The organism is Mycobacterium sp. TY815 (genome assembly GCF_030755135.1).
In the GTDB taxonomy this organism is placed as follows: domain Bacteria; phylum Actinomycetota; class Actinomycetes; order Mycobacteriales; family Mycobacteriaceae; genus Mycobacterium.
On record NZ_JAUFRX010000001.1, the window covers coordinates 3,720,575 to 3,733,380 of the forward strand.

Annotated in this window: 3 protein-coding genes; all 3 read left to right on the top strand. The window is 63.9% G+C overall.

The annotated features are described in order from the left end of the window. The first annotated feature begins 112 nt into the window (after positions 1 to 112). Positions 113 to 1,273, top strand: a complete 1,161-nt coding sequence (locus tag QXK92_RS16250) for an FAD-binding oxidoreductase (protein WP_306242835.1) — start codon at positions 113 to 115, stop codon at positions 1,271 to 1,273. A 17-nt stretch (positions 1,274 to 1,290) separates the two neighbouring features. Continuing rightward, positions 1,291 to 2,181 (top strand): aldose 1-epimerase, encoded by an 891-nt coding sequence (locus QXK92_RS16255; RefSeq protein ID WP_306242837.1) that lies wholly within the window; start codon positions 1,291 to 1,293, stop codon positions 2,179 to 2,181. Positions 2,182 to 2,300: 119 nt separating this feature from the next. Further along, positions 2,301 to 12,806 (top strand): PPE family protein, encoded by a 10,506-nt coding sequence (locus tag QXK92_RS16260; RefSeq protein ID WP_306242839.1) that lies wholly within the window; start codon positions 2,301 to 2,303, stop codon positions 12,804 to 12,806.

Genomic DNA, 12,806 nt, shown 5'->3' on the forward strand with positions numbered 1-12,806 from the left:
TAAAAATCTTCTCGCGTACTCCAACGCCGTCAAGGTTGAGTCTGTTCCGCTCAACTCTAACTTTTTTCCCGGATCCGCGCGAGGGCCGGGCACGCGCCTAGAATCGGCGTCCGTGGGGCTCGAGGACCGGGAAGCGTTACAGGTGTTGCGCGACGCCTTCAGCCCCGACGACACCGGGCTGGTGCACCGCTTCTACACCCAGTGGTTTGCCCTGGACAACTCGGTGCGCGACCTGTTCCCACCCGAAATGAGCGGCCAGCGTGCCGCTTTCGCCCAGGCGATGCACTGGCTGTACGGCGAGCTCGTTGCCCAGCGGGCCGACGAGCCGGTGGCCTTCCTGGCCCAGCTGGGCCGCGATCACCGCAAGTACGGCGTCCTGCCGGCCCACTACGAGACGCTGCGCCGGGCGTTGTACTCCAGCCTGCGCGGCCACCTGGGCAGCGCCTGGACCGGCGCGGTCCAAGAGGCCGCTGACCAGTCCCTCAACCTGTTCGCCGGGGTGATGAGCGGTGCCGCCGACTCCGACGACGCGCCCGCCTGGCTGGACGGCACCGTCATCGAACACAACCGGGTATCCCGCGACCTGGCCGTCGTCCGGCTACACATGGACCGCCCGCTGCACTACCACCCCGGGCAGTACGTCAATGTGCAGGTTCCGCAATGTCCGCGCCGCTGGCGCTATCTGTCCCCCGCCATCCCCGCCGGCCCGGGCGGTGGCATTGAGTTCCACGTCCGCATCGTGCCCGGCGGCCTGGTGAGCAACGCGATCGTCGGCGAGACCCGGCCCGGCGACCGGTGGCGGCTGTCCGGCCCGCACGGCGGCCTGCATGTCGACCGCGACGGCGGGGACGTGCTGATGGTCGCCGGCAGCACCGGCCTGGCTCCGTTGCGAACGCTGATCATGGACCTCAGCCGCTTCGGAGTGAACCCGAGGGTGCATCTGTTCTTCGGTGCGCGCTACCGCTGCGAGCTCTACGACCTGCGCACGCTGTGGCAGGTGGCGGCGCACAACCCGTGGCTGTCCGTCTCACCGGTATCGGAGTACAACAACGACCCGGCTTGGGCGGCCGACTACCCCGACCTGTCGCCGCCCCGGGGGCTGCACGTACGCCAGACGGGCCGGCTGCCGGAGGTGGTCACCAGGTACGGCGCCTGGGGCGACCGGCAGATCCTGATCTGCGGCGGCCCCGGGATGGTCCGCGCAACCAAGGCCGCGCTCATCGCCAAAGGTGCTCCGGCGCGCAACATTCAGCACGACCCACTGTCGCGATAGTTCCTCAGGAGGATCTGGTGCACGTCGTCACGCTGCGCGACCCGTCGTCATCGGTCGAGGCCCGGTTCGTGCCCAGTGCGGGAATGATCGGCACCTCGCTGACCGATGCGGGCGTGGAGTTGCTCGGCCAGCGGAGGGGGCTCGAGGCATATCTCGAGAACGGCAAGACGATGGGCATTCCGGTGCTGTATCCCTGGGCAAACCGGTTGAGCGCCAATACATATGAGGCCGAGGGCGTGACGGTGAGGCTGCGGCCCGGTGAGCACGGGGTGCGAGCAGACCCCGCGGGGTTGCCCATCCACGGCGTGCTGGCCGCGTACCCGGGGTGGCGCGTGACATCCGAGTCGGCCAGTGAACTCAGCGCCGAGCTGGATTTCGGCGGCGACGAGCGACTGCTGGCCAGCTTCCCTTATCCCCACGTGCTCACCGTGACGGTGGGACTCGCCCAGCGGACTCTGACCCTGCGCACCACCGTGACGCCGACGGGTGATCGCGCCGTCCCATTGTGCTTCGGCTACCACCCGTACCTCCAGCTGCCGAACACCGACCGCTCCGAGTGGGTGATCGAGACGCCGCCGCTGCGCCACCTGTCTCTGGACGACCGCGGACTGCCGACCGGCGAGGCCGTCGCGCAACCCGCCCGCTCGCAACGACTTGGCACTGACACGTTCGACGACGCCTACGACAGCGTCGGCGAGGGCGCCGTCTTCGCGGTGAGTGCCGGCGCTCGCCGCATGGAGGTGTGCTTCGAGCAGGGCTACACCGCGGCGCAGATCTTCGCGCCCCCGGGTGAGGACGTGATCTGCTTCGAGCCGATGGCCGCCCCGACGGACGCATTACGCCGGGGCGGCTATCGAAAAGCCGGCTCCCGCGACGCGTTAAGTGCCGCATTTTCCATCCGCGTCTGACGCTGCGAAACTTCTCCGAATTTTTTCAGAATCAATCGGACATTCTTGTCCGACAGCTGTTGAATAGTCATCTGCCTTCGCCGCATCGGTGGCGGTCCTGTGTCGGATAGGGACGGGTGATGAGTTTCGCGGTACTGCCCCCCGAGATCAATTCGGCACGACTGCTCTTCGGGGCCGGGCTGGATCCGATCCTGCGTGCCGCGATGGCGTGGGATGCCTTGGCCGCCGAACTGGGCATGGCCGCGTCCTCTTTTTCCTCGCTCACGTCGGGGCTGGTGGGGTCGTCGTGGCAGGGCGCATCAGCGATGGCCATGGCAAGCGCGGCGGCCCCCTACCTTGGCTGGCTGAGCAGCGCCGCCACCCAGGCCGAACAGGCCGGGGCCCAGGCCCGGGTTGCCGCAGCCGCATTCGAAGCGGCTGTGTCGGCGACCGTCAATCCGCTCATCATCTCGGCCAACCGCAACCAGTTCGTCTCGCTGGTCCTGTCCAACATCCTGGGCCAGAACGCACCGGCAATCGCGGCGGCCGAGGCCGTCTATGAGCAGATGTGGGCTCAGGACGTGACCGCGATGTTCAACTACTACACCGGTGTCGCGTCGGCAGCTGCCGGATTGAATCCCTTCCCGACCGGTTTGCAGGACCTGCTCGGTGCGTCGCCGGCCGCCTCGGTGCCGCTTCTGGACGCGATCTCGGCGGCCGCCGGCCGAACCTTCCGCAATGTCGGCCTCGCCAATATCGGTGAAGGCAATATCGGCAATGGCAACATCGGTGACCTTAATTTCGGTTCCGGGAACATCGGCAACAGCAACATCGGCAGCGGGAACCTCGGCACCGGGAACTTCGGCTTCGGCAATGTCGGGCCGGGTTTGACCGCTGCATTCAACAACATCGGCTTCGGCAATACCGGCAGCGGCAATATCGGCATCGGCAACACCGGCAACAACAACATCGGCTTCGGCAACACCGGCAACGGAAACCAGGGCATCGGGCTCTTCGGGAACGCGTTATCGGGATATGGCGGCCTGAACTCGGGCACCGGCAATGTCGGTCTGTTCAACTCGGGCACCAATAACTTCGGCATCGGAAACTCCGGCAACGGAAACTTCGGCATCGGCAACTCCGGTACCAGCTTCAACACCGGAATCGGAAACTCCGGAGAGGCCAACACCGGCATCTTCAACACCGGAATCGCCAACACCGGATGGAGCAACAGCGGCAACTACAACACCGGCTTCTTCAACCCGGGCAACAGCAATACCGGCGGCTTCAATCTGGGCCGCTACAACACCGGCTTCTTCAACGATGGCAATTACAACACCGGTTTCTTCAACCCGGGCAACGTCAACACCGGCGCTTTCAACACCGGCAATTACGACAACGGGTTCCTGTGGCGTGGTGATAATCAGGGCCACTTCCTGACCAACGGTCCGGGTTTCTTCAACTCCACGACCACCCCGTCGTCCGGCTTCTTCAACAGCGGCGACGGCGCCGCATCCGGGATCTTCAACTCCGGTGCCAACAACTCCGGCATCTTCAACAGCTCGGAAGGCGCTGTCGGGGCATCCGGTATCGCCAACACCGGCACCTTCATCTCGGGCATTCTCAACAAGGGCAACACCGTATCCGGCCTGAACAACTCGAGCTTTCTGGACTTCGCGACGCCGGCATTCATCTCGGGCGGCTTCAACAACGGCAACAATATTTCCGGCTTCTTCGGCGGGCCGTCCGCGGGCACCAACTACGGCTTTGCCAACGTCGGGCGCAGCAACTGGGGTTTCGGCAACGTCGGAAACAGCAACTACGGCAACGGCAACCTCGGCGACTCCAACATCGGTTTCGCCAACCTCGGCAGCGAAAACCGCGGCTTTGGCAACCTCGGCAGCTTCAACTGGGGTGGCGGTAACGTCGGCAACCAGAACTTCGGCAATTACAATATCGGTCTCTCCAATATCGGCTCCGGCAACTTCGGCAATTTCAATTACGGGCTGAGTAACCTCGGCAGCTTCAATGTCGGCTTCGGCAACGCCGGTAATTCCAACCAGGGCTTCGCCAACACCGGCAGCAATAATGTCGGATTCGGCAATACCGGCAACAACAGCTTCGGGATCGGTCTCAGCGGCGACAACCAGTACGGCATCGGCGCCCTGAACTCCGGCGTGGGCAACCTGGGCCTGTTCAATTCCGGCAGCAACAACGTCGGCCTGTTCAACTCGGGATCCGGCAACGTCGGCATCGGGAACTCGGGCACCGCGAACGCCGGATTCTTCAACGCCGGCGTCGGCAACTGGGGCGCCGAGAACCCCGGTACCGGCAACACCGGCATCGGCAACACCGGCCTGTACAACACCGGCTGGGGAAATGCCGGCAACGTCAACTCCGGTCTGTTCAACCCCGGGAGTTACAACACCGGCTCCTTCAACATCGGCCACACCAACACCGGCGACTTCAACGTCGGCAACACCAACACCGGCAGCGTCAACCCGGGCAACATCAACACCGGCTTCTTCAACATCGGCGATGTCAACACCGGCCTGCTCAACAGCGGCAATTTCAACAACGGCTTCTCCCAGAGCGGCAACAACGCCGGCCAGATCGCGGTGAACCTCTCCTACACCACGCCCTACATCCCGGTCGACATGTCGATGGTCATTCCGGTGAATATGCCGATGACCCTCGGCGGCATGGTGATTCCGGTAACCGTGGCCGGAACCGTTTTCCCCCAGACGTTCTACCTGCCGGTGCCGTTCGTCGCGCCGCAAGGGCTCTTCTACTTCGGACCGGTCAACCTCGGCGGCTCGTCGATCACGGCTCCCCTGGTCACCCTTTCCATCGGTGGACCGACGACAAGCATCCCCATCACGATCAAAGGCGCCCTGGAAAGTCGCACGATCACCTTCCTCGACATCCCGGCGGCCTCCGGCATCGGCAACACGACCGCCAACCCGTCGTCGGGTTTCTTCCACTCCGGCGCCGGCGGCTCCTCAGGTATCGGGAACATCGGCGGCAGCATGTCGGGCATCTGGAACAGCGGCGTCGCGGCACTGGGCGTGTCGGGCTTCCAGAACTACGGGTCGCTGGTGTCGGGCTGGGCGAACCTGGGCAACAGTGTGTCCGGCTTCTACAACACCAGCCTGGCCGGCCTGGTCAATCCCGGGAACGTTTCCGGCCTGTTCAACTCCGGCCTCGACATGAGCGGACTCTTCAACACCCCGACTGGGCCGGCCTTCAACGTCGGCCTGAACAACTTCGGCGCCAACAACTTCGGCGGCGGCAACGTCGGCAGCCTCAACATCGGCAGCGGCAACTGGGGCAACTCGAACTTCGGCTTCGGCAACATCGGCGGCCTGAACTTCGGCAGTGGCAACATCGGCGACGGTAACTTCGGATTCGGCAACGCCGGTGCCGGGCTGACCGACGGCAACTACAACTTCGGCTTCGGCAACCTCGGCAGCCGCAACTTCGGCTTCGGCAACACCGGCGACTTCAACATCGGCTTCGGCAACACCGGCAACAACAACATCGGCATCGGCCTCACCGGCGACAACCAACAGGGCTTCGGAGGCCTCAACTCCGGGGTCGGCAACAGCGGCTTCGGCAACTCCGGCACCAACAACGTCGGCATCGGCAACACCGGCAACGGCAACTGGGGCATCGGCAACAGCGGCAACTTCAACACCGGTATCGGAAATGCCGGCAGCATCAACACCGGGCTGTTCAACACCGGCGTGGTCAACACCGGCATCGCCAATATCGGGAACCACAACACCGGGCTGTTCAACTTCGGAGACACCAACACCGGAATCGGCAACCGCGGTGACTTCAACACGGGCCTGTACAACAGCGGCAACTACAACACCGGTCTGGGCAATTCCGGCGACATCAACACCGGAGGTTTCGCCACCGGCGACCAGAGCAACGGCTTCCTCTGGCGTGGCGACCGGTTAGGGCTGTGGGGCGCTCACTACGCCATTCATGTCCCGCAGATCCCCGCGCACGTCGACATTGAGGCGCCGATCAACATCCCGATCACGGCGGGCTTCACCAACACCGTCTTCAGCGGCATCCGGCTGGAGGATGTCAACTTCGGCGCATCAGTGAGCATCGGCCCACTACCGATCGCCACGGGCAAGATCAACGCGGTGCAGATCCCGCAGGTCATCATCACCGGGCCCGCGGTCAACTTCCAGATCGGCAAACTCGACGGAACGACGAAAGTCACCATCCCCGCCACGGCCAGCATCGGCCCCGTCGACTGGACGCTCATCAATCTGCCGGTGCATACCGGCTTCTTCAACACCACCGACAACGCCTCGGGTTTTCTCAACACGGCCGTCGGCGGCACCGTTTCCGGTGTCGGCAACATCGGCGCCAACATTTCCGGCTTCCAGAACTTCGGCAGTGTCGCGGTCTCGGGCTTCAAGAACTACGGCACGCTGTTGTCCGGCATGTCGAACCTGGGCGACACCATATCGGGGATCGTCAACACAGGCACGGTGGCGCCGGCCAACCTCTCCGGCATCTACAACGTGGGCGCCAACTTCGCCGGCGCATTCTTCACCCAGATACCGCCGCCCGGAGAGTCGATCTTCAACCTGGGTCTGGCCAATGTCGGGCACAACAACATCGGCTTCGGCAACGTCGGCGACAACAACATCGGCTTCGGCAACGTCGGCGACAACAACATCGGCTTCGGCAACCGCGGCCTGGCCAACCTCGGATTCGGCAACCTCGGCGACGGCAACGTCGGTCTGGCCAACTTCGGCAACCTGAACAGCGGCTGGAGCAACCTGGGCAACTCCAATGCCGGATTCGCCAACGCCGGCAGCGTCAACCAGGGCTTCGGCAATGCCGGCAACACCAACACCGGCCTGGCCAACACCGGCGACGGCAACGTGGGAATCGGGTTCACCGGCAACGGCCAGCAGGGCTTCGGGGGCTGGAACTCCGGCACCGGCAACACCGGCCTGTTCAACTCCGGAACCAACAACACCGGGTTCTTCAACTCCGGCAGTGACAACAACGGCATCGGCAACACCGGCACCGGAAACTGGGGCATCGGCAACAGCGGCCACCTGAACACCGGTTTGTTCAACCCCGGCGAACTCAACACCGGCTTCTTCAACACCGGCCTGCTCAACACCGGCATCGGCAACACCGGCATCGGCAACTCCGGCAACTTCAACGCCGGCAACTTCAACACCTTCAGCTTCAACACCGCCAACTACAACACGGGCTGGGCGAACGCCGGCGACTACAACACCGGCCTGGGCAATGCGGGCGGCGTCAACACCGGCGCCTTCAACGTGGGCAGCTTCAACAACGGCATGTTCTGGCGGGGCGACTACCAGGGCCTGTGGGGCTACAGCAGCAGCACCAGCATCCCGGACACCGCGATCCCGCTGAACTTCCGGGTGCCGGTCAATGTCGACATCCCGATCACCGGCACCCTCGGCATCCTCACCGTCCAGGGCTTCACCATCCCGGCGGTTGACGTCACCACCACATTCTTCGAGTTCATCAGCGTCAACGCCGTCCACGTCAACCCGATCCCCATCCCGAACATCCGCATCGGCCTGCCTGCGATCACCGTCAACATCGGCACCTCCGCCGGCCCCATCATCGATGTCCAGGGCAACGGCGGCCTGCTTCCCATCAAGATTCCGTGGATCGACATCCCGCTGCGGCCGGGTGTCATGAACCTGACGACGTCTCCGTCGTCGGGCTTCTTCAACACCGGCAACGGCGTCTCCTCCGGGTTCGGCAACTTCGGTGGCAACGTGTCGGGCTTCTTCAACACAACCGCCGGGACCTCCGGCATCTCGGGCTACAAGAACTTCGGCGACTTCCTGTCCGGCGTCTCCAACTTCGGCCACACCGTCTCAGGTGCCTTCAACACCGGCCTGACCAACCCGGCCAACATTTCGGGCATCGAGAACATCGGCCACGACATCGCCGGGTTGTTCAACAACAACCCGGTCACCAACATCGGCTTCGCGAATCTCGGCCTGCAGAACATCGGCGCCGGCAACCTCGGCAACGGCAACGTCGGCTTCGGCAACGTCGGCAACGGCAACTTCGGTCTGGGCAACGTCGGTGACGGGAACGTCTTCAACGGAAACCTGGGCAACGGCAACACCGGCTCGGGCAACCTCGGCAACCTCAACATCGGCCTGGGCAACCTGGGGATCGGCAACCAGGGCTTCGGCAACAACGGCAATTTCAACATCGGCTTCGGCAACACCGGCAACAACAACATCGGTATCGGCTTGTCCGGCAACGGCCAGCAGGGATTCGGCGGCTGGAACTCCGGCAGCGGCAACATCGGACTGTTCAACTCGGGCAGCAACAACGTCGGGTTCTTCAACTCCGGGACCGGCAACGTCGGTATCGGCAACTCCGGCACCGCCAACATCGGCCTGGGCAACGCGGGTATCGGCAACTACGGCCTGTGGAACCCCGGCACCGGCAATACCGGTATCGCCAACGCGGGCACCTTCAACACCGGCCTGTTCAATACGGGCACCACCAACACCGGCATCGCCAACCCGGGTGACTACAACACCGGCTCGTTCAACACCGGCAACGTCAACACCGGCGACTTCAACCAGGGCAACTTCAACACGGGCAGTTTCAACACCGGCGACTTCAACACCGGCTTCGGCAACTCTGGCAACGTCAACACGGGTCTGCTCAACGGCGGCAACTACAGCAACGGCATCCTGTGGCGGGCCGACTACCAGGGCCTGTGGGGCACGCACCAGGAGTTCAGCATCCCCGAGTTCCCGGTACTCAACCTCGACATCAACATCCCGATCTACCTGCCGATCAAGGTCGACCTGGGCGCGCTGCTGCTCAACGGGTTCACGTTCCCGCGACTCACCATCAACGCGATCGGCATCACCAACTTCAACATCGGGCCCATCCAGATCCCGAGTGTCGGCGGCACCCTGCCGAAGATCAACGTCGATATCGGCAAGCCCGACGGTTCCACCGTCATACCGATCCAGATCCGCAGCCACCTGGGACCCATCCGCATCGTTTTCCTCGACATCCCCGCGACCCCCGGCTTCGGCAACACCACCGCCACCCCCTCGTCAGGCTTCTTCAACAGCGGGGCCGGCACGGTGTCGGGCTTCGGCAACCTGGGCGCCAGCGTGTCGGGCTGGTGGAACGGCACCAGCACCATGGTCTCGGGCATCCAGAACTTCGGAAACATGTCCTCGGGTTTTGCCAACCTGGGCCACACCGTGTCCGGGATCTACAACACCAGCACGGCCGGGATGGCGACGCCGGCCAACCTCTCGGGTCTCTACAACATCGGCACCGACGTGGCGGGTTTGTTCCGCAGCCCCACCGACACCATCTTCAACGTCGGCCTGGCCGATCTGGGCAAGCTCAACCTCGGCAGCGGCAACATCGGGGACTTCAACCTGGGCAGCGGCAACCTGGGCAGCCACAACTTCGGGTTCGGCAACCTGGGCGACGCCAACTTCGGGTTCGGCAACATCGGCGCCGGAAACCTCGGCTTCGGCAACGCCGGGCCCGCCCTGACCGAGGCCCTGAACAACATCGGCTTCGGTAACACCGGCAACGGCAACTTCGGCATCGGCAACACTGGCGACGGCAACTTCGGGTTCGGCAACACCGGCAACAACAACATCGGCATCGGGTTGTCCGGCAACAACCAGATCGGGTTCGGCCCGCTGAACTTCGGGGCGGACAACACCGGCCTGTTCAACGTGGGCATCGGCAACTCCGGACTGGCCAACGCCGGCAACTTCAACCAGGGCTGGGCCAACACCGGCAACAACAACATCGGGTTGTTCAACACCGGCGACAACAACATCGGCATCGGGCTCACCGGCAACGGCCAGAGCGGATTCGGCTCACTGATGTCGGGGGCGGGCAACACCGGGTTCTTCAACTCCGGCCACGGCAACACCGGCATGTTCAACTCCGGCTCGGGCAACACCGGCTACTTCAACTCCGGCACCGGCAACACCGGCATCGGCAACATGGGCATCGGCGGGGTCGGCATCGGGCTGTCCGGGAACAACCAGGTCGGCATCGGCGGCACCAACTCCGGCAGCTTCAACATCGGGCTGTTCAACTCCGGCACGGGCAACGTCGGCTTCGGCAACTCCGGCACCGGCAACTGGGGCATCGGCAACACCGGCACCAACAACACCGGCATCGGCAACTCCGGCACCTTCAATACCGGGCTGTTCAACACCGGCAACTTCAACACCGGCCTGGCCAACCCCGGCAACTACAACACCGGCCTGTTCAACATCGGCAACTTCAACACCGGCATGTCCAACACCGGCCATTTCAACACCGGCTACGCCAACCCCGGCGACTACAACACCGGCCTGGCCAGCTCCGGGAAGTTCGGCACCGGCGGCTTCATGACCGGCACCGCCAACAACGGCTTCTTCTGGCGCGACGACATGCAGGGCCTGATGTCCGCCAACTACACCATCGTCGTCGAGCGCGTCAACGCCGTGCTCACCGTCGACGCGCCACTGCACATCCCGATCACAGGCACCATCACCAACGTCAACGTCCCCGCAATCACCATTCCGCGGTTCGACGCCCGAGGCAGCCTCGACCTCGGCATTTTCAAGGGCACCGTCATCGCGCCGTTCGGGCCGATCACCATCCACGGCGGCGACATCAACGCGCCATCGAACACACCCATCACCATCAACTTCGGCACTCAGCCCGCGATCAACATCGACATCGGCAGCCCGGACCCCAACAACCCGACGATCATCCACCTGCTCGGGCTGGGCGGCGGCGGACCCGCCTACCTGCCGCTTATCGACATGAAGCCGACGCCGGGCTTCCTCAACGCCACCACTGGTTTCTCGTCGGGCTTCCTGAACTGGGGTACCGGCAATGCCTCGGGCCTGTTGAACTTCGGCAACAACTCCGGCATCTACAACGTCACCACCGGGGTGATCGGAAACTCCGGGCTGCAGAACTTCGGATCCATGCAGTCCGGCTTCTCCAACCTCGGCAACACCCTCTCGGGCTGGCTCAACACCGGCGGCGGCATCCCGGCGAACATCTCCGGCGCCCAGAACTTCGGCGTCGACCTGGCCGGCTTCTTCCGGGACGGCGTCAACCAGACGACCTTCAGCCTCGGCGTGGCCAACAACGGCTTCTACAACCTGGGCAACGCCAACCTGGGCGCCTACAACCTGGGCAACGCCAACATCGGCACCTTCAACCTCGGCGGCGCCAACATCGGCAACCTCAACATCGGCTGGGGCAACATCGGCGACCAGAACTTCGGACCTGCCAACATCGGCTTCGGCAACGTCGGCTTCGGCAACTCCGGTCTGGGATCGCTGCCCGCCGTCCAGAACCTCGGCTTCGGCAACACCGGGACCCTCAACATCGGCTTCGGCAACACCGGCACCAACAACATCGGCTTCGGCAACACCGGTGACGGCAACATCGGCATCGGCTTGGCGGGCAACGGCCAGGTCGGCTTCGGCGGCTGGAACTCGGGCAGCGGCAATGTCGGCCTGTTCAACTCCGGCACCAACAACGTCGGGTTCTTCAACTCCGGTGAGGGCAACTGGGGCATCGGGAACTCCGGCCACTTCAACACCGGGATCGGTAACACCGGTCAGGTCAACAGCGGCTTCTTCAACACCGGCCTGGTCAACACCGGCTTCGGCAACTCGGGCAATTTCAACACCGGCATCGCCAACTCCGGCAACGTCAACACCGGCAGCTTCAACCCGGGCAACTACAACACCGGCGGCTTCAACCCGGGCAACTACAACACCGGCTGGATCAACAACGGCGACTCCAACACCGGCATCGGGAACTACGGCGACTTCAACACCGGCGGGTTCAACGGCGGCAACTACAACAACGGGTTCTTCTGGCGGGGCGACTACCAGGGCCTGGGCGGGTTTCACTACGAAACCACGATCCCGCAGATTCCCTACGACTACAGCATTGCGGGCGACATCGAGATCCCGATCAGCGGAACCATCAACGCCGTCACCCAGGACTTGTTCACGATCGCGAAGTTCGACATCCCGATCAGCCTGGAAGTCACGATCTGCATCATCTACATCCCGTTCGTCGGCTGTGTGCTGAGCGGCACGCTCCCGGCGATCCCGATCACCACTCAGCAACTGGGCGGATGGACCATCGACCCCAGCGTGCTGAACCCCGAAACACCGCTGGTCTTCAACTTCTCCAACCCCCTCAGCATGGCCGGCAACGGCGGTCTGGGACCGTTCACCTTCGGCTTCGGCTACCAGCAGGCTCCGGGATTCTTCAACTCAGGTCCGGTGCCGTCATCGGGGTTCTTCAACTCCGGCGGTGGCGGCGCCTCGGGCTTCTTCAACGTGTCCGACGGCGCCGTGTCCGGTATCGGGAACGCGGTCAAACAGGTGTCCGGCGCGCTCAACGCCGGCGGCGTCGACCTATCGGGCTTCCAGAACTTCGGCACCCTGGAATCCGGGTGGGCGAACCTGGGCAACTTCTTGTCCGGCTTCTACAACACCAGCGTGCTCGACACCCTGACGCAGGCCTTCGTCTCCGGGGTCGGCAATGTGGGCAAAGAACTCGCCGGAATCTTCGGCGAGAGCCCGTAA